Source organism: Cypionkella psychrotolerans (genome assembly GCF_001294535.1).
In the GTDB taxonomy this organism is placed as follows: Bacteria; Pseudomonadota; Alphaproteobacteria; order Rhodobacterales; family Rhodobacteraceae; genus Cypionkella; species Cypionkella psychrotolerans.
This window is the reverse complement of record NZ_LGIC01000086.1, coordinates 300,005-320,620: the sequence shown is the minus strand read 5'-3', so window position 1 is coordinate 320,620 and position 20,616 is coordinate 300,005. Positions and strand designations below refer to the sequence as shown.

22 protein-coding genes and 1 pseudogene are annotated in these 20,616 nt (G+C 61.1%); 6 read left to right on the top strand and 17 right to left on the bottom strand.

Translation table 11 applies throughout. The annotated features are described in order from the left end of the window. The first annotated feature begins 59 nt into the window (after positions 1–59). A pseudogene (locus AKV04_RS27935) lies at positions 60–1,444 on the top strand (MFS transporter). Here the strand turns inward: AKV04_RS27935 and AKV04_RS21270 are convergent. The 6 genes from AKV04_RS21270 to AKV04_RS21245 all read right to left on the bottom strand — a co-directional run bounded on the left by AKV04_RS21270 (position 1,415) and on the right by AKV04_RS21245 (position 6,229). Beyond that, the gene (locus AKV04_RS21270; protein WP_054008381.1) at positions 1,415–2,083 is read right to left on the bottom strand and encodes a dienelactone hydrolase family protein; all 669 of its coding nucleotides are present in this window, start codon (positions 2,081–2,083) and stop codon (positions 1,415–1,417) included. The pseudogene AKV04_RS27935 and the gene AKV04_RS21270 sit on opposite strands and share 30 nt — an antisense overlap. Before the next feature lie 4 nt (positions 2,084–2,087). After that, on the bottom strand, positions 2,088–3,131 hold the full coding sequence (locus AKV04_RS21265; RefSeq protein WP_054008380.1) for a fatty acid desaturase: 1,044 nt from the start codon (positions 3,129–3,131) through the stop codon (positions 2,088–2,090). Positions 3,132–3,351: 220 nt separating this feature from the next. Further along, positions 3,352–4,533 (bottom strand): 23S rRNA (adenine(2503)-C(2))-methyltransferase RlmN, encoded by a 1,182-nt coding sequence (rlmN, locus tag AKV04_RS21260; protein ID WP_054008379.1) that lies wholly within the window; start codon positions 4,531–4,533, stop codon positions 3,352–3,354. Between the two features lie 95 nt (positions 4,534–4,628). Next, entirely contained in the window at positions 4,629–5,111 is a 483-nt protein-coding gene (locus AKV04_RS21255) for a 6,7-dimethyl-8-ribityllumazine synthase (protein ID WP_235815726.1), read from the bottom strand. 136 nt (positions 5,112–5,247) lie between these two features. After that, the gene (locus AKV04_RS21250) at positions 5,248–5,541 is read right to left on the bottom strand and encodes a hypothetical protein (protein WP_054008378.1); all 294 of its coding nucleotides are present in this window, start codon (positions 5,539–5,541) and stop codon (positions 5,248–5,250) included. A gap of 166 nt (positions 5,542–5,707) precedes the next feature. Beyond that, complete coding sequence (locus AKV04_RS21245; RefSeq protein ID WP_407638484.1) at positions 5,708–6,229, bottom strand: invasion associated locus B family protein; 522 nt, start codon at positions 6,227–6,229, stop codon at positions 5,708–5,710. Positions 6,230–6,420: 191 nt separating this feature from the next. Here AKV04_RS21245 and AKV04_RS21240 point away from each other — a divergent pair, with 191 nt between their 5' ends. Both AKV04_RS21240 and AKV04_RS21235 read left to right on the top strand, forming a co-directional pair. Further along, the gene (locus AKV04_RS21240) at positions 6,421–7,413 is read left to right on the top strand and encodes an asparaginase (protein WP_054008376.1); all 993 of its coding nucleotides are present in this window, start codon (positions 6,421–6,423) and stop codon (positions 7,411–7,413) included. Between the two features lie 308 nt (positions 7,414–7,721). Continuing rightward, positions 7,722–8,069: a DUF2794 domain-containing protein gene (locus AKV04_RS21235; RefSeq protein ID WP_054008375.1), complete on the top strand. Its 348-nt coding sequence runs from the start codon at positions 7,722–7,724 to the stop codon at positions 8,067–8,069. A 21-nt stretch (positions 8,070–8,090) separates the two neighbouring features. On the opposite strand, the gene AKV04_RS21230 is transcribed toward AKV04_RS21235, so the two are convergent. The 3 genes from AKV04_RS21230 to AKV04_RS21220 form a co-directional block, all read right to left on the bottom strand. Beyond that, positions 8,091–8,909 carry a C40 family peptidase gene (locus tag AKV04_RS21230; protein ID WP_054008374.1) on the bottom strand — a complete coding sequence of 273 codons (819 nt, stop codon included), beginning with the start codon at positions 8,907–8,909 and terminating at the stop codon, positions 8,091–8,093. Between the two features lies 1 nt (position 8,910). Then, a complete protein-coding gene (locus AKV04_RS21225) occupies positions 8,911–10,287 on the bottom strand; it encodes a leucyl aminopeptidase family protein (RefSeq protein ID WP_054008538.1) in 1,377 nt (458 codons plus the stop codon). A gap of 104 nt (positions 10,288–10,391) precedes the next feature. After that, positions 10,392–10,784 (bottom strand): hypothetical protein, encoded by a 393-nt coding sequence (locus AKV04_RS21220; RefSeq protein ID WP_235815725.1) that lies wholly within the window; start codon positions 10,782–10,784, stop codon positions 10,392–10,394. A 135-nt stretch (positions 10,785–10,919) separates the two neighbouring features. On the opposite strand from AKV04_RS21220, the gene AKV04_RS21215 reads away from it, so the two are divergent. Beyond that, entirely contained in the window at positions 10,920–11,567 is a 648-nt protein-coding gene (locus tag AKV04_RS21215) for a carbonic anhydrase (RefSeq protein WP_054008372.1), read from the top strand. Between the two features lie 45 nt (positions 11,568–11,612). Here the strand turns inward: AKV04_RS21215 and AKV04_RS21210 are convergent, their stop codons facing one another. From AKV04_RS21210 to AKV04_RS21190, 5 genes are all read right to left on the bottom strand, one after another. After that, complete coding sequence (locus AKV04_RS21210; protein ID WP_054008371.1) at positions 11,613–12,068, bottom strand: hypothetical protein; 456 nt, start codon at positions 12,066–12,068, stop codon at positions 11,613–11,615. Between the two features lie 464 nt (positions 12,069–12,532). Then, positions 12,533–13,351 carry an LOG family protein gene (locus tag AKV04_RS21205; protein WP_054008370.1) on the bottom strand — a complete coding sequence of 273 codons (819 nt, stop codon included), beginning with the start codon at positions 13,349–13,351 and terminating at the stop codon, positions 12,533–12,535. Positions 13,352–13,590: 239 nt separating this feature from the next. Next, on the bottom strand, positions 13,591–14,346 hold the full coding sequence (locus AKV04_RS21200; protein WP_054008537.1) for an SDR family oxidoreductase: 756 nt from the start codon (positions 14,344–14,346) through the stop codon (positions 13,591–13,593). Between the two features lie 160 nt (positions 14,347–14,506). Then, the gene (locus AKV04_RS21195) at positions 14,507–14,998 is read right to left on the bottom strand and encodes a flavin reductase family protein (RefSeq protein ID WP_054008369.1); all 492 of its coding nucleotides are present in this window, start codon (positions 14,996–14,998) and stop codon (positions 14,507–14,509) included. 66 nt (positions 14,999–15,064) lie between these two features. Next, positions 15,065–16,156, bottom strand: coding sequence for an LLM class flavin-dependent oxidoreductase (locus AKV04_RS21190; protein WP_054008368.1), 1,092 nt, complete (start codon positions 16,154–16,156; stop codon positions 15,065–15,067). 119 nt (positions 16,157–16,275) lie between these two features. Between AKV04_RS21190 and AKV04_RS21185 the strand changes: the two genes are divergently transcribed. Beyond that, positions 16,276–16,842, top strand: coding sequence for a winged helix DNA-binding protein (locus AKV04_RS21185; protein WP_054008536.1), 567 nt, complete (start codon positions 16,276–16,278; stop codon positions 16,840–16,842). On the opposite strand, the gene AKV04_RS21180 is transcribed toward AKV04_RS21185, so the two are convergent. From AKV04_RS21180 to AKV04_RS21170, 3 genes are read right to left on the bottom strand one after another with little or no spacing between them, the layout of a single operon-like run. Beyond that, positions 16,839–17,339, bottom strand: a complete 501-nt coding sequence (locus tag AKV04_RS21180) for a flavin reductase family protein (RefSeq protein ID WP_054008367.1) — start codon at positions 17,337–17,339, stop codon at positions 16,839–16,841. The genes AKV04_RS21185 and AKV04_RS21180 overlap by 4 nt on opposite strands. Before the next feature lies 1 nt (position 17,340). Beyond that, positions 17,341–18,573: a styrene monooxygenase/indole monooxygenase family protein gene (locus tag AKV04_RS21175; protein WP_054008366.1), complete on the bottom strand. Its 1,233-nt coding sequence runs from the start codon at positions 18,571–18,573 to the stop codon at positions 17,341–17,343. Between the two features lie 45 nt (positions 18,574–18,618). Further along, positions 18,619–19,383 carry an SDR family oxidoreductase gene (locus AKV04_RS21170; RefSeq protein WP_054008365.1) on the bottom strand — a complete coding sequence of 255 codons (765 nt, stop codon included), beginning with the start codon at positions 19,381–19,383 and terminating at the stop codon, positions 18,619–18,621. A gap of 172 nt (positions 19,384–19,555) precedes the next feature. Between AKV04_RS21170 and AKV04_RS21165 the strand changes: the two genes are divergently transcribed. Beyond that, positions 19,556–20,548, top strand: a complete 993-nt coding sequence (locus tag AKV04_RS21165) for an AraC family transcriptional regulator (protein WP_162232923.1) — start codon at positions 19,556–19,558, stop codon at positions 20,546–20,548. The last annotated feature ends 68 nt before the right edge of the window (positions 20,549–20,616 follow it).

Below are 20,616 nucleotides of genomic sequence, written 5' to 3'. Positions count from 1 at the left end.
GCGGTGCCACTTCAGATAGCAAATCAAACATCCGTTGACAACGGGTATATGCCCGCATTATGAGGGCATATACCCGCAACCTAGTTTTGATCGACGAAGGATATGAAATGTTCGCGCAGAATTTGGCGGATCGGCTGGCGGCAAAGGGGGTGCATTACGCTTGGGTGGTGGCTGGCGTCACCTTTCTGACCATGCTGGCCACCGCAGGCGCGATGGGGTCGGCAGGTGTGCTGATCGGCCCGTTGCAAGCAGAGTTCGGTTGGACCAAGGCCGAGATTTCTTCCGCCCTCGCGGTGCGGATGATGCTGTTTGGTCTGCTCGGGCCGTTTGCGGCGGCGATGATGAACAGCTTTGGGCTGCGCAGTATCGTGGCTTTGGCTTTGGGGTTGATCGTCACCGGGATCGCGGGATCGTTTTTTATGACCAGCCTCTGGCAGTTGGTGCTGCTCTGGGGTGTGATCATTGGCACCGGCACGGGGATGACCGCGTTGGTGCTTGGGGCGACGGTGGCAACGCGCTGGTTCAGCACGCGGCGGGGATTGGTGATGGGAATGATGACCGCGAGCAATGCCACCGGGCAGTTGGTGTTCCTGCCGATGTTCGCGCTGGTGACGGGGCCTATGGATGGCGGATGGCGATGTCGGTCATTCTGGGGGTGCTGGCGCTGGCCTTTGGCATGGTCGCCCTGCTGCTGCGCGATCACCCGTCTGATCTGGGCCTACCTGCCTATGGCGATAGCGAAATCTCCCGCCCCGCCAAGCCCGATCGCCGCCTGCTGTCGCTGCTGACCACACCCTTGCGGGTGCTGGCCGAGATGTCACGCAGTGCGACGTTCTGGGTGCTGTTCGGCACGTTTTTCGTCTGCGGCTTGTCAACCAACGGCTTGATCCAGACCCATTGGGTCTCCATCTGCGGCGATTTCGGCATCTTACCGGTCGCTGCGGCGGGTCTGTTGGCGCTGATCGGGGTGTTCGACTTGGTCGGCACAATTAGTTCGGGCTGGCTGTCTGACCGCTATGACAACCGCTGGCTGTTGTTCTGGTTCTACGCCCTGCGCGGGCTATCCTTGGTGTTCCTGTCGCTCAGCGGCTTTGGCATCTATGCGATTTCAATTTTCGCGGTGTTCTACGGCGTGGACTGGGTCGCCACCGTGCCGCCCACGGTCAAACTGACCGCCGAGCTCTTTGGCCGCGACAAAGCCAACCTCGCCTTCGGTTGGATCTTCGCGGGCCATCAGATCGGCGCGGCGACAGCGGCTTACGGCGCGGGGGCGATCCGCGACGATCTGCTGACCTATATGCCCGCCTTGCAGGTCGCCGGAATGATGTGCGTGATTGCGGCGCTAGCGGTGCTGTCGCTACGCAAGCCGGGGGTAGCGGTGGGACTTGGCGGTAAACCAAGCCCCGCCCCTAAGTTACGCCAGATACTTGGCAAAATGCGCTGACGTCCGCTCTTGTGCCAGTTTAGCGGCCTCTGCGTTATAAGACGCGCGGGCGTCGCAGTTAAAGCCATGGTCGGCGTCGTAGATGTAGACCGGCACATCTGGGCGGGCCGCCGCAAACTCCCGCACCTTATCGACCGGAATATGCCCATCCTGCGCGCCAAAATGCAGCATCGTCGGGCACTTGGGTTGCAAATCGGTCAGCCCCAGCACGCCGCCGCCGTAATAGCCGACCGCTGCCGATAGCCCCGGCAGTTGCGCTGCCGCCGACCACGCCAATGTGCCACCCCAGCAGAAACCCACCACGCCAACCTTACCGGCCTCTGCCGCAAATTCCACCGCAGCGGCGATGTCCGACAGCGCGGGACCACTGGCGACCTTTGCGATCATCGCATAGGCGCGCGGCATATCCTCTGGGCTATAGCCGGATTGAAACCCCGGTTCGGCGCGGTCAAACAGTGCAGGCGCAACGGCCAAATAGCCCTCGGCTGCATAGCGATCCGCCAAGCTGCGGATATGGGCGTTGACGCCGAAAATCTCTTGCACCACCACGATGCCGCCCTTCGGCACACCCGCAGGGCGCGCCACATAGGCGTCACAGACAAAACCATCCGAAGCCGTCAGCCGAATATCTTCACCCATAGCCTCAGGCCCTTCCGTACAGTCGTTTCGCCTCTCGGAACGACATCAGCTTTTGTAGTTTTTCATCCCACAAATGCAACTTCACGGACTGGAAACTTTCCCAAATCGTTAAACGCTGGGCTTGGGCGAGATCGGTATTATCGCGCAACACCTCAGGCAGGCGGTAGAACGGGATGCGGCTGTAGAGGTGATGCACATGATGGATGCCGATATTGGCGGTAAACCAGCGCAACGGCTGCGGCAGAACGTAATGCGAAGACCCCTCTAATGCGGCCTCATGCAACTGCCAGTCTTCGGTTTTCGACCAATGGGTTTCTTCAAACTGGTGCTGGACGTAGAACAGCCAGACCCCAATCGTCGCCGCAATCACCGAGGTCGGCAGGTAGATCAGCAGCAGCGGCATCCAGCCACCCAGCCAGATCATCAGCCCCACCCCGATGGCGATCACCGCATTGGTGCCCATCGCCGAGGTCCAATAACGCCAGCCTTTGTTCATCAGCCCAAACGGCAAACGGTTTTGCAGGATGAACAGATAGCTTGGTCCCAACACGAACAAAACCAACGGGTTGCGATACAGCCTATACAGAAACCGCCCCATCGGGCTGCGGGCGCGGTATTCTTCCACCGTCAGGGTCAGCACATCGCCAATGCCGCGCTGATCAAGGTTGCCGTGATGCGAGTGGTGGATCGAATGGGTGCGCCGCCAGACATCATAGGGCGTCAGCGTCAGCACGCCCAAACACCGCCCCACCCAATCCTGTGCGCGGCGGCTGGAGAAATATGAGGCATGGCCGCAGTCATGCTGGATCACGAAGATCCGCACCAGAAATACCCCGTTCAGCAGGGCAATCGCGAAGGCGAGCCAATAGCTGATCTCGAGTGACACCCAAGCCAGCCCCCACAGCATCACGAACGGCACCAGCGTCGCCGCCAGCTCAAACACCGAACGGAAGGTGGAAGGCTCGCGATATTTCGCCAAAACCAGCACCCACTCTTTAGCCGAGCGGTGCGACACCGGGGCCTGTTCGGCCAGATCAGTCTCTGTCATCAAAAGCGCCCCAACGCTCGCCCGGTTCGCCACCGGAAGGCCGCAGCGCCTGAAAAGCGCCTTGTGTTGATTGGGTCCGGCGATGATGCCAGACCGTCGTTGTCGTTTCGTTAACGGATGTCGCATCATGACGCCAGCGCGGCCTGCTGTGAAGCGTTAACTTGTGGCAAGGTTCCATTGTGTTGACACAATCGGCGGAATTTGGCGGGCTGCGACGATTTCACTCAGCCGCCGTTGCTTTCGGCGCGGCCTTCAGCGCCGATTTACGCTGCTTTTCGGTGGCCGATTTCAGCTGCCCACAGGCCGCCATGATATCCTCGCCGCGCGGGGTGCGGATCGGCGTGGAGAAACCAGCGTTGTGCAAAATATCGGCAAAGGCATGAATTCGGTTGCCGGACGACCGTTTATAAGGCGCACCCGGCCATTCGTTGAACGGGATCAGGTTGACCTTGGCCGGGATGCCGCGCAGCAGTTCGATCAGGCGGTAAGCGTCTTCTTTGCTGTCATTCACATGGTCGAGCATGACATATTCAAAGGTGATCCGCTCGGAATTGGTCAGGTTGGGATAGTCGCGCAGCGCATCCAGCAGCGTCGCGATGTTCCATTTCTTGTTGATCGGCACCAGCACGTCGCGCACCTCATCGGTGGTCGCGTGGAAGCTCACGGCCAGCAGACAGCCGATCTCATTGGCGGTGCGGGCGATTTCCGGCACCACGCCACTGGTGGAAAGCGTGATGCGGCGACGGCCCAAGGCGATGCCTTCGCCGTCCATCACCACTTTCATGCCATCGCGGACGTTCTCAAAGTTATACAACGGCTCGCCCATGCCCATCAGCACGATATTGCTGACCAGCCGCGTCTCAACATTGCGATCGCCCGGATTGGGCCATTCGCCCAGATCATCCCGCGCCAGCATCACTTGCCCGACGATTTCCGCCGCCGTCAGGTTGCGCACCAGCTTTTGCGTACCGGTGTGGCAGAAGGTGCAGGTCAGGGTGCAGCCGACTTGGGACGAGATGCACAAAGTTCCACGATCGGTTTCGGGGATATAGACCACCTCAACCTCGTGCCCGCCGGCGATGCGCACCAGATATTTGCGGGTGCCATCGGTGGAGACCTGCTTGGTGACGACCTCTGGCACCTCGACCACAAAATTCTCGGCCAAAAGCGCGCGATAGTCTTTCGCCAGATTGGTCATGCGGTCAAAGTCGCGCACGCCCCAAAAGTAGATCCACTGCCAAACCTGCCCCAACCGCATCTTCGCGGTCTTCTCGGGCGTGCCCGCCGCAATCAGTGCTGCGCGCATCTGATCGCGGGTCATGCCCACCAGATTGGGCTTGCCGCCCTCGGGTGTTTTGCGCGGAATCGTCAGCACGTCTTGGGTGATCGGGGCGGTCGTCATGGCAGAGTCCTTGGGCTTTGAAGCGATCGATATAGGGGATTCGCTGGCAAAACGAAACCACGCAATGCAAATCCTTCGCCGCCCCGCCCGAAGCCTTAGGCTTTGACCATCACCAACTGCGCATCCAATGCCAAAATCTGCTGCACTGCATGCGCTGCCTCGGCACCCTTCTTGACGAAATGCGCGGTGTAATAGGCGATCAGCGTGTCGACCGGCTGAAAGTTATGCGGGGTGAGGGAAACCGAAAAGCACGGCACGCCCGTCTCAAGGCCCACGTTCATCAGCCCGGTCACCACCGCACCTGCGACGAAATCATGCCGATAAATCCCACCATCGACCACCAAGGCCGCCGCGACAATCGCATCATAGCGCCCGGACTGCGCCAGCTTTTTCGCAACCATCGGCATCTCAAACGCGCCGGGCACCTCAAAAGCATCAATCTTGGCACCCGGCAGCAGGGTTTCCGCCTCTGCGACAAAGCCTTTGTGGGCTTGGTCGACGATCTCGGCATGCCAACGGGCTTTGATAAAGGCGATGCGGGCGGGCTTCAGGGCTTGGGTCATTGCGGCAGATTCCATGCAAAAGAGTTGCTCCCTGCATATCTTTGGCGCAAGTGCGGGGCAATGGATGCATATTCTGAAAAATCGCACTCAGAGAGAGGAAATGGCACGGTTTCCATGCCGTTTCCGACCTGATTGCGCTAACCGCAGCCGCTTATCGATTGCTGTCGATCCAACGCGACAACAACTGACGATCCCGAAAACACTCATCCGGCACCGCGCGGCGCTTAATGCGCGCGATTTTCTCGGCAAAGGCCACTTGTTTGGAGGTCGGACGGCCATCGGCCTCCATCGGCCGCATCTTGGCCTGCGCGTCGATCCAAGCGCTGAGACTGCGGCGATCTAGTTGCATCTCCCACGGCAAATTGACGCCATTGCGCTGCGCCAATGACCGCGCGTAAGACAACTGCCGCTCTGTCGCAGCGATGGCAAATGTGGTGTCTTCCATAACGTCACCTCGGGCTGGTTCTGTTAAGGCAATATAGAACATAAAGAGAACAAATTCAAGCAAACTCACGAAAATGCGAACAGCGACCCCAAATGCAAACAACCGAGGCTGGACAGCCCCGGTTGCGAAAACATCGATTGACCTGACGGTCGGTCGGATCAGGCGCTTATTTGCACTGCTTGGCAGCTTCGTCCATAGCCGCGGTAAAGCCGCGCAGGCTGAAGCTGTCTTTGGTCTGGGTGCCTTTGCCGGAATGTGCCGTCAACACCGCCGTGGTGCCCTTTTTCAGCGCGGCCAGAATCGCCGCATCATCCTCAGAGGTTCCCGGCCAAGCCCATTCGCCATCCGAGAACAGATCAAACGAGGTGCCATCGACATCCAGTTTCACCGTTGACCCCGGTGCAAACGGATAGCCGCCCGAGAACGAGGTCTCACCATTCACACCGGGGCGAAAGGTGACGAACAGCAAAATATCGCCGCGCCGCACCGAGACGGGCTTGCCGTCTTTGGTGTTCACGGTTTCCTTCGGACTGGACACGCCCCAACATTCGGTGGGGTTCTTGTCGGCAAAAACACTCCAATCCGTCATGGTGGCGACGCGATTGGTGGATTCCTGCGCCATTGCCGCAGGGGTCAGTGCCGCAAACCCTGTCATGGAAATCATCGCCACGCCTAGCGCACGCGTCATCCAGCTTGTCATTTTTAGTCAGCCTCCAAGCCGCTTTGCCTCTGCCCGCCCAACTCCGCTTCAGGCGCGGTTTTTCGGTAGCGCGGGGCACATTCACTCGATATGCCATGCATAACCGAAAAACACAGGTCCATGAAAGCCCTGCCGGGGCGATACGGGCAGAAAATCGCGCATATGTGACGGGGGATGACATGGCAGCGGCAGAAATGGTCGAACTTTGGCGCGGTGGGCTGCTGGAAAGCACCCATCGCGGCCATGCGGTGATCTGCGACGAGAAGGGTGAAGTGGTGCAGGCTTGGGGCGATCCGGGCCGGGTGATCTTTCCACGCTCGTCGTGCAAGATGCTGCAAGCGCTGCCTTTGCTGGAATCTGGCGCGGCAGAGGCGGCGGGTCTGACCGACGCCCATATCGCGTTGTCTTGCGCCAGCCATCAGGGATCGGCCTTGCATGTCAACATGGCCAGCCGCTGGTTGGCCGATCTGGGTCTGGGCGAGCCTGACCTGCGTTGCGGCGCGCACGAACCCTATGACCGGGCGGAGCGGGATCGCTTGATCATCGGCCATGAAGCCCCCTGCCAGCTGCACAACAACTGTTCTGGCAAACATTCAGGGTTTCTCACCACCACCCGGCATCTGAAAGCCGGGCCGGAATATGTCGAACTCGACCACCCGCTGCAAAAGGCGATCAAGGCGGCGACCGAGGAGGTCACCGGGGAGGCCAGCGCAGGCTACGGCATCGACGGCTGCTCGGCGCCGAATTTCGCGATGTCCGTCGCGGGCTTGGCCAGAGGTATGGCGAAATTCGCCTCTGCCGCTGAGGCCGGATCGACACGGGATCGGGCGATGCATCGCTTGACGCGGTCTATGGCGGCGCATCCAGAGCTGGTCGCAGGTGAGGGCCGGGCTTGCACCGAGTTGATGCGGGCGATGGGCGGGCGTGTGGCGATCAAGACCGGGGCGGAAGCGGTATTCGTGGCGATCATCCCCGAGAAGAAACTCGGCATCGCGCTGAAGATCGAGGACGGCAATTCCCGCGCCTCGGAGGCCGCTTTGGTGGCGATCTTGGCGCAGCTTGGCGTGCTCGATGCTTCCCATCCGATGGCGCAAAAGCGGCTGCCTGCGCCGCAGACCAACTGTCGCGGTCTGACGGTGGGCGAGTTGCGGCTGGCGTCCGGGTTTCTGTAACCCCATCTTGCTTTAACCCAACGCGGAAAAGGCCCCCACCTTGCGGTAGAGGCCTTCATTGCGACAGCGCCGGTGAAGCAAGCTGGGCGGGGGCAAAGACCTGCTCCACCGGTTTCGTTGCACTGTAGCCCGTTCTTTATGCCGCTCGAACGCGGCGGCATTGCGCAGCGGGCGGGGCCATTTACGGGCATTCCCGCGGCAAAATCGGGGCGCGAGTTCCCAAGATGTATGGGTCTTTTCTCGCTAGGGTTGAGTGAGGCTTGATTTGCAGGGGTTGATTTGAGGCGGGCCTCGGGTAAACTTTCACCATGACGGTGCAAACGCCGACCCCTTTTCCTACGCCAGAGCCCCTGCCGGATCAGGTTACTTTTGATCGCCACGAGCTTGGCGCGATACTGCGGCTCTATGGCCAGATGGTCGCGGCGGGCGAATGGCGCGACTACGGCTTGTCGTTTCTGCGCGAGGCGGCGGTGTTCTCGGTGTTCCGCCGCACGGCTGAGTTTCCGCTCTATCGGATTGAGAAGCGCCCCAAGCTGCGCGCCAAGCAAGGCATGTATGCGGTAGTCGGCATGGACGGCTTCATCCTGCGCCGGGGTCATGATCTGGCAGGGGTTTTGCGGGTGTTGGAGCAAAAGCTGATCCGGCCGGTGGAGTAAGCGACGGCGGGGGGATTGGTCTTACAGTCTGCGTCTGTGGCTGACCGGAGCGCCTTCTGCCGCCAAAACCCGCGCGATGCAGGCGTCGATGCCCTCATAAGCCACTGACATCGTATTGCCATTGGCGTGGATCAATCGCGTGGAGTCGACAACCAGCGCGACATGACCCTTCCAGAAAAGCAGATCGCCGCGTTGCAGGGGGGCGTCTTTAGGCACTTCATGGCCAAGGCTTTGCTGCAGATCGGAATCTCCCGGCGCTTTGATGCCGCAAGCCAGCAGGGCGATTTGCGCCAGCCCCGAGCAATCAATCCCGGCACGGGAGTTGCCGCCCCAAAGGTACGGCACCCCAAGGAAGCCTTCGGCGACACTGATCGGGTCTTTGTGGTACTGGCCGAGCGGCAGCAGATGCGGCGTCGGGATGAAGCCTTGGCTGGTTTCGGTGAACTTCGCGCCCTGTGCGATCACCGCAACCTGCGCCCCCATGCTCAGCGCTGCAATCTCGGGCGCTTGCACGCGGGGTTCGGGGTATAGATGCGTGCCGGGGGTGGCGATCCAATGCGTGGGCTTCGGGCTTTCGCCCAAGGCCTGCTCGGCCAGCCAGCCACAATAGCCGTCTTTGGCAGCAAAGCCAAAGGCATAGCCATCTTGGTGGTCGATCACCGTGAAGGCTTCGCCCAGCAGCACCTGACGATCCCGCGCGCCACCGGGGCTTCGCAGCAGATCCGCCAGTGGCATCGCGATACGGCGTTTCTCGCCTTCGGTGAAGTGCGGCGCGTCCACCAGCCCCTTTAGCGAGATATGGGCAACGCGCGCGGTGGCGGGGGTTAAACGACGATCCATCTTACAATCCCAACATGGCGGGCAGCCCCGCAAGAATGGCCCGCGCACCCTGACCGACGCCGCCCTTGGGCCGCGCAGGCGCATCGGCAGGCGTATGGCCGTAGATGTCGAAATGCATATAGCGCGGATGATCGGCAAAGCGCCGCAGGAATAGCGCTGCCGTGACCGACCCCGCAAACCCCCAGCCTGGCGCGTTATCGAGATCAGCGATGCCAGGCTCGATGATATGCTCATAGGGCGTGTGGAATGGCAGTCGCCAGACCGGGTCGAAGGTGTCTTTAGCGCCCTGTTCCAAGGCCTCCGCCATTCCCACGTCATCGGTGTAATAGGGTGCCAGATCGGGGCCAAGCGCGGTGCGCGCCGCCCCGGTCAGCGTTGCCATTGAGATCAGCACATCGGTCGGGGTTTCCACAGCCAGCGCCAAAGCATCGCCCAGCACCAGACGGCCCTCGGCATCGGTGTCATTCACCTCAACCGTCAGCCCCTTCCGCGAGGTCAGAATATCCTTCGGCTTCAAAGCATTGCCCGCGATCACATTCTCCACCGCCGCCACGATCACCCGCAACCTTATGGCCAATCCCAGCTGCATGATCATCTGCGCCAGCCCCATCACCGTCGCCGCCCCGCCCATATCCTTCTTCATCAGCAGCATGCCCGCCGTCTTGATATTCAGACCCCCGGTGTCAAAGCACACGCCCTTGCCGACCAAAGTCAGGCTTGGTCCCGCAGACCCCCAATGCATCTCCAACAACCGAGGCTCCCGCGGCGAGGCCCGCCCCACCGCATGGATCATCGGGAAATTCTGCTCCAGCAGCGCCGCGCCCTTCACCACCTTGGCCCGTGCGCCGAACCGCTCCGCCAGCGCCACAAACGCCGCCTCCAACTCATCCGGCCCCATATCCTGCGCCGGCGTGTTGATCAGATCGCGAGTCAGATATTCGCCCGCCGCCATCGCCAGCAGACGCGCACCATCGCAACCCTCGGGCAGCACCAACCGAGCAGGTTCCACCACCTTCGCCTTGCGATAGCGATCAAAGCGATACTGCGCCAGAAGCCAGCCCAAAGCCGCCTCATCGCGCTGGCTTTGCGTCAAATCGCCCACCAGATGCCAAGCGCCGCCGGGCAACCCTACAGCCTTCGCCAAAGCAAACCGTTGCCGCGCGTGGGTCTTCGCAGTGCCAAACCCAATCACCGCCGCAGCCACGCCATGCGCACCGGGGACCAGCCGCAGATCGCCCAAGGCTGCCTCAAACCCTGCATCCGTCAGCCACCCACGCACCGCCGCATCCTGCCCCGCCAGAAACCCAGCCAGCCCCTCGGCCCCCACCACATAGAGCGGCCGCGACGCAGCAGCATTATCAGCAAAAGCGGGACCCATCGGCGCATCCTTCATAACCTGCCCGAGGCCATAGCCTCAAACCTGCCCGAACCCTAGCGCTTCCATCCGCCGCCGCAAGCCCCGGCCTAAACCCGCGCCCAACCTCAGAACGGCGTCTGATCCAACTGCTCCAGCAGCGCCTTGTCCGAGGCCAATGACCGCTCGGCGATCCGCAACAGCCGCGCCCAAACAGCAGCAAACGCCGTGGTATCGGCGCGCTCCATACAGGCGCGCAAATCCCCCGCCACCACCCCCAAAGACACCATCCCGAGAGTCTCCGCCATCCGCTGCAACCGCCGCAGTTGCCGCGTCAGATCGCCCATCTCATGCGCCCGCACCTGTGACGCCAAGCCCGCCATGGTCAGCGCCAATTCGCCCAAAGCGCGCGCCACCACCTGCTCCGCGCCAGTGGTGCCCAAATTCCGATAAATCGTCGCAATCGGTTCGGCATCCTGCCGCACCCGTTCCTTTGGCTGCAAAGCCACCACGTTTTCCATCATACCCTCCGACACACCCACGCCCACCTTGCGCCGTTGTGCTGAAGAAATCGTTGCTGCCCGTCAAAGAAATCCCTCGAATTTTCTGCGATTGCAGCATAATGACGGGCAAGAGCCAAGCCGAGAAGGATCACCATGAACCACATTCGCGCGCTGCCAAACTATCTGGTGCAACGGTTTCAGGGCTGGAAAGCCACGACATATCAAGACAATAAGGCTTGGTATCGTAGGCTTGCCGCTAGCGGCCAACACCCGCGCGCTATGGTAATTTCCTGCTGTGACAGCCGCGTGCATGTCACCTCAATCTTCGGCGCGGACGAAGGCGAATTCTTCATCCACCGCAATATCGCGGGCCTCGTCCCCCCGCATAACCCCGATGGTGAGTATCACGGCACCTCGGCCACCGTCGAATATGCGGTGATGAGTCTTGGCGTTGCTCATATCGTGGTGCTCGGCCATTCCAACTGTGGCGGCGTCAAGGGCTGCCTTGATATGTGCTCCGGCCATGCCCCAGAACTCCTAGAGAAAACCAGCTTCGTCGGCCGCTGGATGGACATCCTGCGCCCCGGCTATCAGCGCATTGCGGGCCTGCCCCCCGAGTTGCAACAACCCGCTTTGGAGCGTGAGGCGGTGCTGGTGTCGCTGGAAAACCTGATGACCTTCCCCTTCATCAAAGCCGCCGTCGAGGATGACCGCCTGACCCTGCACGGGTTGTGGACCGATACCGGCGAGGGTGAGTTGCAGCAGTTTGATCCGGCAAAGGGCGGGTTTGTTCCGGTTTGAGGGGTGTGGCTAAAGTAAGATGCAAATCGCATCTATGGCTGGATTCTATAAAATAGAAACATCACCCGCTGTTTGTAAACTTTGGGGATTTAATCTGTGCCACGCTTCCTTGAATTGAGGTTGATCATATTTGGTTGGTTGCAGCCAATATGATTGTGCCCCGGTTTTGCTTTTGGCTGGGTCGCTGTGAAAGCAAAGGTTTTTCACCTCTGCCAGCGACAGTATGAAGCATACCGGGTTATCTTGTTTGGCATTTATAGTTATAATCCACCATTCAGAGCGCAAATTTTTCAGGTCAACGCCAAGGCCAACTGGATCGCGTTTCGACAGACCTTTGCTTTGAACGCCAAACTTTATTGATTCATCGTCATTCACACAGAACAGATCGCTGCCTTTTGCATTGCGCGCGGTAGCCATGACGTTCCAGCCTTTGCGTGAAAGCTGCCAAGCAGCATAGTGCAGTGCTGCATTTCCAGTTGACTGCGCAGATTTCACATCCATTTCGCCCTCATTTCGTATGTTTTCAATTGCGTTCCAAACTCACAGAAGCCCTCGTCGTTTACGAGCTATTCCTCGATTGGAATTAGGGAAAAATTTTTCTGTCTGCTGTACTACAAACTTCCAACCTCCCAAGCAAAGCCCCCAGCCCGGAATCAAGGCGCTTCAGCGCCGCCGGGCAGCGCCTGACCGCCCCCTCGGGCGGGCGCTTCTGCGCTGTCCTGCTTAGAATATCTGGGGGATTTGCTGAGGCATAAAGCACCTAGAGCCACTGTTGCAGCGCTCACCCGGCGGTCAGGCGCTGCCCTGTGTTGTGCGATTTGAAGCCTCAGTCAGCATCCTAAGGCAAATATTCTGCGTGTGGCGTAAATGGCAGAAGTGTTAAAAATCCATGAACGGAGGCAGAGTAACCCATTGAAATGTATAGGTCGGAATTTTGTCCACGCGTGGACACCGCCAAACCCAGGCTATTCCTTGCCCCAGCCATCCATCGCCGCCACCGCCTCCTCTGCCGTCTCAACAAACTGAAACAGCTTCAAATCCGCAGCCGAGATCACCCCAGCCTCGGCCAGCATATTCCAGTCAATCAACCGCTCCCAAAAGCTGCGGCCAAACAACAGAAACGGGATCGGTTTCATCCGGCCGGTTTGAATCAAGGTCAGGCTTTCAAACATCTCATCCAGCGTACCAAAGCCGCCTGGAAACACACAAATCGCCCGCGCCCGCATCAGGAAATGCATCTTTCGGATCGCGAAATAGTGGAAGTTGAAGGACAATTCCGGCGTCACATATTGGTTCGGGGCCTGCTCGTGCGGTAGCACGATGTTCAGGCCAATCGACTGCCCGCCTGCATCATCGGCGCCCCGGTTCCCCGCCTCCATCACCCCCGGCCCGCCCCCGGTGCAGATCACGTTTTCATGGCCGTAGGTTTGCAGGCTTCTTTCCGTGATGATGCGGGCGAAGCTGCGGGCTTCGGTGTAGTATTTCGTGAGATCCGCCAGCATCGGGGTTTTCGCGATGGATTTGTGCGCGGGATCAGGGATGCGGGCGCCGCCGAACAGGACGACGGTGGATGTGATGCCCATCTCGTCCAGGATCAGTTGGGGTTTCAGCAGTTCCAACTGGAGGCGGACTGGACGGAGGTCTTCCCGGGTCAGGAAGTCGGGGTCGTTGAAAGCGAGGCGGTAGGCGGGGGAGCGGGTTTGCGGGGTGTCGGGCAGGCGGTTGGTGGCGGCCACGTCTTGGACGGAGTCTCGGAATGGGTGGGGGCGGGTTTCTTCGGTCATCGGGTGGCCTTGATTGGGGCGTGTTGAGGCTAGGGGTAGCGGGTTTTGGGAGGGTTTGGAAGGGTGGGGTGGGGGTGGTCCCGAGTTGGGACCGTTTGAAAGTATAGAATATTCAGATGGTTGCGATTTTTTTAACAGAAAATTAAGGATTTCGGGCGAAGGGCTTGGCTGGATGGGGATCGCTTTGAGCGATCGTCGGCCGGGTTTGCGGCCAACGATCAAGGGGTTTGCGCGGGAAATTACAGCAAGCGCACGGCCATACCGCCGTCTACGGCAAGGGCTGCGCCTGTCACGAAGCTGGCGCGGTCTGACAGCAGGAACAGGGCGGCTTGCGCGATCTCGGTCGGGGTGGCCATGCGCTTCATCGGGTGCAGGTTGGCGATAAAATCATGGGTGCCAGGGTCGTCGCCTGCCAAAGCAGTTTTGGTGCCGCCGGGGAGGATGGCGTTGATGCGGATGGCTTCGGCGGCATGATCAGCGGCCAAGGATTGCACCAGGCCGATCAGCCCGGCTTTCGACGCTGCATAGGCGGCCATGCCGGGCAATCCGCTGTTGCTAAAGCCGACGAAGGATCCGGTGAACACCAGCGATCCGCCGCCGCGTTTGGCGAGCGCGGGGAGTTGGGCTTTGGCGCAGAAGAAGGCGCTGCTGAGATTGGTGGCGAGGACGTTGTGCCAGTTCTCGGTGGCCATGGCGGGCAGGGGAACCATATCGCCGATGATGCCCGCGTTGTTGAACGCGCCGTCGAGGCCGCCGAAATGGCTTTCGGCGAGGTCTACCAGCGCTGTGGCGTAGGTCTCATCCGTGACATCGCCTGCGAGGCAGATGGCTTTGCCGCCGCTTTCGGTGATCTGGTCGACAAGCCGCTGCAACTCGGGTTGGCGGCGTGCGCCGAGCACCAGTTGCGCGCCCTCCGCTGCGAATAGCAGGGCGGCGGCGGCACCGATGCCGCTGCTTGCGCCGGTGATCAGGATGGTTTTGTTGTTGAGGTCCATGGTCATGCCTTTCCGTTTTGTATGACGGGGACTTAGGCGGTGAGGGTTTCGTGCAGCGACCCGTATCTTGCGGTTGTGGCGCAGGGGATGGAGAATGCGCAGGAAACGGGCCGGGCATTGGCTAGAGGTCGAGAGCAGGCGTCTGGCTTAGCGCCGACGATCACTCCGCAAGGCTGCGATAGCCGCCGTTCCAGTAGATCAAAGCGCCCGCGCCGGGGTTGGTGCGGATGGCTTGGACGCGGCCGATCAGGATGGAATGGGTGCCACGGTCGATCATTTCTTCGATGCTACAATCGAAGGCGGTGGGCGCACCTTTCAGCAGGCGGACGCCCGTTACGGCGGTTTCCCATTCGGCACCGTCATAGCGCGCGAGGCCCTTGGTGCCGTTGAAGCCGGAGAAGCGTTCGGCGACGCCCTGATGGGCGGCCCCAAGGCTGGACCAGCCGAAGCTGCCGGTTTCTTTCAGCACGGGCCAACTGGACGAGTTGCGGTTGACGCAGGCCAGCAGCAGCGGCGGTTCGGCGGAAAGGGAAATGGCGGAGGTGACGATCAGACCGGTGGCGGCCTCGGCTTGCCCGGTGGTGATCAGGCTACAGTTGCCAACGAAAGCGCGCATGGCGTCGCGGAAGTGCTTGGGCGTTGGTTCGGACATAGAGCACTCGCGGTTTGGGCGGCACCGCGTTGGGGCGGTGCCGCAAGGAATCAGCGGCCCAAGCCGTCAGCGGATGCCCGCCTCTTGCAGTTTTGGCAGCACAGTATCGCGGAAATAGGGGAATTCCTTGACATAATCCACAAAGGAAAGCGTGGTGCCTGCAAATCCGGTGGCGTGGAGTTTCAGGATGCCTTCGGCCACATCATCCGGGGTGCCGACGAGGGGGAAGCCGCCGTGACCCATCGCAAACAGGTGCTTGATCTGGGCCAGCAGATCATGCGGGAAGCTTTGGGCGTGGGCGAATTGCAGGTTGACCAGATTGTCCACCGCTGCGGTGTCTGTATTGGCGACGGCGGTGTGGTGCAGGAAGGCTTCGGCCTCATCCCGCGAGGGGCGGCAGATCACATGGCTGAAGGTCAGCACGTCGATCTTGCGGCCTTTGGCCTTGGCTTGCGCCTTCAGGTCAGCGATTTCCCCGACCGAGCGCGAGAGATCAATCGCCGGGGTGAACAGGAAATCGGCGTTGTCGGTGGCAAAGTTGCGGCCCTGCGGTGAGCCTGCGGCGTTGATGATCGGCACCGAGCCGCGGGTCGGGGCGGGATCGCCCTTGATTTGCTTGGCTTTGAAATATTTGCCGTTCCAGTCGAAATGCTCCTTTGACCCCCAGAGTTTGCGCACCAGATCGAACCATTCCTGTGCATAGGCATAGCGGGTTTCGTGATCATCGGGCAGGGTCAGGCCGAGGGCTTCGTATTCGGGCTTGTTCCAGCCCGCGACGATGTTCAGTCCGGCGCGACCATGGCCGATCTGATCAATGGTGGCGATTTGCTTGGCGACCACCGCCGGGTGATTGGCGACGGTGTGGATGGTGGCGAACACCGCGATATTCTTGGTGGCGGCGAGCAGACCTGCGGCCCAAGTCATGGTTTCCAGCACGTTGCCGTGAAAATCGGTCTCGCCGCCGTAGCCGATCCAGCGGGCGATGGGCAGCATGAAGTCGATGCCCGCCTCGTCCAGCATTTTGGCGAGGGTGAGGTTGTTGTCCCAGGAATTGTCCCAACGTTCGGCGATTTTGGTGGGGGTCATGCCGGAGGAACAGTTGGAGGAAAACGTGCCCAAGCGAAAGCGATCGCCCGAGAGCATCGGGTTGTTGGTCATGGTAGGCTCCCTGTCAGGATGATTTTAGGTTATATTTTATGATTGAAAGTCTATCGTAAATTCGCATTGCGTCAATGGGTTTGGCGGATGAGGATGCAGGCAGGCAAGGGGCTGGGGTGATGGCGGAAAAAAAGGTTCAAACTCAAAATGATACCGGCGGGCAGGGCGCTGGGCAGGCGTTGGATTACCGCTGGCATCTGGCGGAAACGGCAGTTGAGGTTGAGGTTACCGAGTTGGAATTCGCGCTGATGCGGGCGTTTGAGGGATTCGGGCGCTGGCAGTCGGAATGTCTGGCGGGGGTGTGCGAGATGCCTGCTTCGGGGCCGGAGAATGCGCTTCTACACATCATTCGGATGCATGACCGCCCGAAAAGCATCAAGGAACTAGCACGGCTGGCCAACCGCGATGATGTGCCGAACATCCAGTATTCGTTGCGCAAGCTGATCGGGGGCGGGCTGGTGGTGCGCAAGGGCGCGGGGCGGTCGGGGGTGACTTACGAGGTGACCGACGAGGGGCGGCGGGTGACGGATGATTACGGTGCGTTGCGGCGGCGGTTGTTGTTGGCGGAGTTGGGGAATTTGCCGGGGTTCTCAACCCGGTTAGCTGAAGCCGCGCGGGTGTTGAACGTGTTGACCGGGATTTATGAGGAGGTGGCGCGGGTCGCTGCCACGCATCGGCGGGCTTAGAGCGGTTGTAGGCGGTGGAAGCCGCTTTGGGCGTAGATCAGGGCTGGGCCTGCGCCGTGGGTGAGGCTGGTGATTTGGCCGATGAAGATGCTGTGCGATCCGGCTTGCAGGGTTTCGCTGACGGTGCAGCAGAAGGTGAGGGCCGCGTCTTGCAGGATGGGGGTGCCGTGGGGGTCGTCGCACCAAGCGCCGGTGGTGAATTTGTCGGCTCCGGTTACGCCGCCCGCGCCTGCGAAATGCAGGGCGAGCGGACCGCCGTCTCCGGGCAGCAGGTTGACGTTGAAGCGCCCACTGGCAGCAACCGCGGCGCAGGTGCCGGTCTGGCGGTTGAGGCAGACCAACAGGCTGGGCGGATCGGCGGTGACGGAACAGACGGCGGTGGCGGTGATGCCGCGTCGGGCGTCGGAGCCTGCACCTGCGCGGGCGGTGACGATGGTGACGGCACCCGGAAAACGGGCCATTGCGGCGCGGAAGGATTGGGTGTCGATCACGCTCATCTCAGGCGGCTTTCAATTCGGCCAGATAGCTGGCGGCGGCGTCGGGATCGGCGAACCACGGGAAGAAATCGCGCGGATCGTCAAAGCCGTTGGCCATGCGCGAGGCCAGCGTGGGCAGGCCTTGGGCGTTGCCCATGATGTCGAGGATGAAGGGCGGCGGCGGTTGCAGCAGCATGTTGGTCCAGCCAACCACCCATTGCGCGTAATCCCAGAACTGATCGAACGTGGCCTGCATCCAAGCGGCGTCAAACCGGCGGTCACCGTGTTGGATGATGCGGTTGAGGTAGATCGCGGCGGCTTTGGCGGCGTTGTTCGAGCCCTGCCCGGTGATCGGATCGTTCAGGCAGACCGCATCGCCAAGGCCGAGAACTTTGCGGCCCGAGGGCAGGGTGGCGACCGGGTGGCGCACGGTGGGGGCGAAGCGGCCTGACAGGATGCCGTTGTCGTCGGTGAGTTGGCAGGTTTTGGAGCGTTCATATTCCCATGGCAAGAAGGTTTTCAGGATGTTCAGTGCGGTGTCCAGATGCTGCGCGGGGGTCTTTACATCGGCCCAGCAATCCATCGGGCCGCCGGGGATGCCTTCCATCACCATGATCTCGCACGGGCCGGTGGTGGTCAGCGCCGGGAACACGAAATATTCGCCGACGCCGGGGATCAGGTTGAATTCGACCGCTGAATAGGGCTGCCGGGGCGTCATGCCTGTCACATAGGTCAGGGCCAAAGCGCGCATTGGTTTGTCGAAGGGGGATTTTTCAACGTCACGGGTGAACAGCCGCCCGACATCGCCCTTGCCTGAGGCGATGATCACCAGATCGTCCTGGCGGGCGTAGGTTTCAATCTCGGCAATGCCTGCGTCGGCGATCACCATTTGACCCCCGAGGCGGCTGAATTCAGCCATCCAGCGCGGGATTTTCACCCGTTGATCGACGGAATAGGCGTTCTGATCCAGCCGGGCGGCCCAGTCGATCAGCTTGGTGCCAGAGCCATCGGGGTTTGGCACGATGAAGTTGATGCCCTGAACCGGGGGGCAATCGGTGGACCAGAAATCAATGCCAAGGTCGCGTTCATGCTGCACGGCGTTGGAGAACATGCACTGGCTGGACAGGACTTTGCCTTGGGCCACGTCTTCCGCGGTGCGGTTTTGCACGACGCGCACCTGATGGCCCGCTTGCAGCAAGCCGATGCCAAGCTGAAGACCGGATTGGCCGCCGCCGATGATGGTGAATTTACGCATGTCTAGCCCCTTTGAATTGGTTTTCGGTTCGCGCCCGTGGGGCGTTCATTCCATCAGCTTCGGGATCGCTGGCACGGCTTGTTCCGGCCCCATCGCGGTATAGCCGCCATCAACGCAGATATCAGTGCCAGTGATGAAGCTAGCCTCGTCCGAGCAGAGAAACAGCACGGCGGCGGCGACTTCTTCGGGATCGGCGACGCGGCCCAGCATGTGGAAGGGGGCGGCAACGGCATCGGTTTTGGCGCGGTTGCCGTGGGTCAGCTGATCCATTATATTGCTCCACGTCCAACCGGGCGACACCGCGTTGACGCGGATGCCCTGCGGGGCCAGATCCATTGCCTGACTGCGGGTCAGTTGCAGAATGGCGGCTTTCGACACCGGATAAACCCAGCGCCCCGTCTGCGCCACGCGCGAGGAAATCGAGCTGAAATTGACGATGGCCCCCTTGTTCGCGGCGAGGTCCGCCTGCGCGGCCTGCATCAGCATCACCGAGCCGACGAGGTTGATATCCAGGGCGGTCAGCCAATCGGCGCGGGTGGTGGCAAGCCCGTTGTCGAGGTAGGAACAGGCGACATTGACCAGAAAATCAATCCGGCCAAACTTGGTTTTGGTGGCGGCAACGAGGGCCGCGATCTGGGTATCGTCGCGCAGATCGCAGGGCTGGAAGCCGACGCCTTCGGATTCGGCGGCGGGGGCGATGTCGGCCACCATCACCCGCACGTCGGCGGCGCGGAAGGCTGCCACTATGGCTTGGCCGATCTTGGTGCTGCCGCCCGGCACAATCGCCACTTTGCCTGCTAGTCCGCGCATTGGATTTCCTCCCGTTGATGGGGTCAGCTTTGATCTGCGCGGGGCGGGGCGCTATCCGGGGAACGGGGCGACTATCCGCAAAACGAAAAAATCGTCATCAAACTGCAGGAATCTGCTGGCGAGGCGGCAAAGCATGGTAGGCTTTGGCCTTGATTTGCAGAGAATGAGGCTGATGCCGCAGCTTGCCGCCCCGCTGGAACGTCATGCGCTGTTTCGCACGCATGACCTTGACGAAGCCCGCGCGCGGGTGGCGGCGGTGTTTTGTCCGCATCGGTTGGACCGCATCGGCACGGGCGTGCTGGATGCCCGCCAGCACCATTTGCCGGGCGAGCGGTTGAGCCTGAACTACATTCAATACGGCGCCAAGACGCTGATCGCACCGGGAGAGCTGGAGCGGTTTTATCTGGTGCAGATCCCGCTTTCGGGGGGCGCGATGATTTCGCATGGGGCGGATCGGTATTATTCCTCGCCGGAGGTGGCGGCGGTTTTGAACCCGCACCAGCCCACCACGATGATCTGGGCGGAAGGTACGCGGCAGGTGCTGATCCAGATCGACCGTCAGGCGATGCAGGATCATCTTTCCGCACAGTTGGGGGCGCCAGCTTTGCGGCCTTTGACGTTTTCAGGCGGGTTTGATCTGCGCAGTGGGGCGGGAGCGGCACTGCGGCGGCTGGTGTTGTTTCTGGTGGCAGAGGCGGATGCGGGGCGATCACCCATCGGGGCGGGGTTGATGGGGCGGGCGGTGGAGGCGTCTCTGCTGTCGGGTCTGCTGGAGGCGCATCGCCATGATCATGCGGCGCATCTGGGGCGGCGGCGGGCGGCACCGCGGCCCCGGCATTTGCGGCTGGCAGAGGGCTATATCGCGGCCCATCTGGATCAGCCGCTAACGGTTGAGGCGATTGCCGCCGAGGCCGGGATCAGCCCGCGCGCGTTGCAACTGGCGTTTCGGCAGCACCGGGGGACGACTCCGCTGGGGTTCTGGCGTGACATGCGGCTGGCGCATGCGCATGCCGATCTGGTTGCGGGGGCGGGATCGGTGACAGAGGTGGCGTTGCGCTGGGGATTTGCGCATTTCGGGCGGTTTGCAGAGATGTATCGGGCGCGGTTTGGGCTTTGTCCGCGCGATACGTTGCGGGCGGCGCGGGGCGAGGGGTATCAGGATTAGCGGTGGGGGCGGTTGTAAAACTGTCATGTGTGCGTCGTCTTGGTTTCATCCGGGCAGGGCATGGCTGG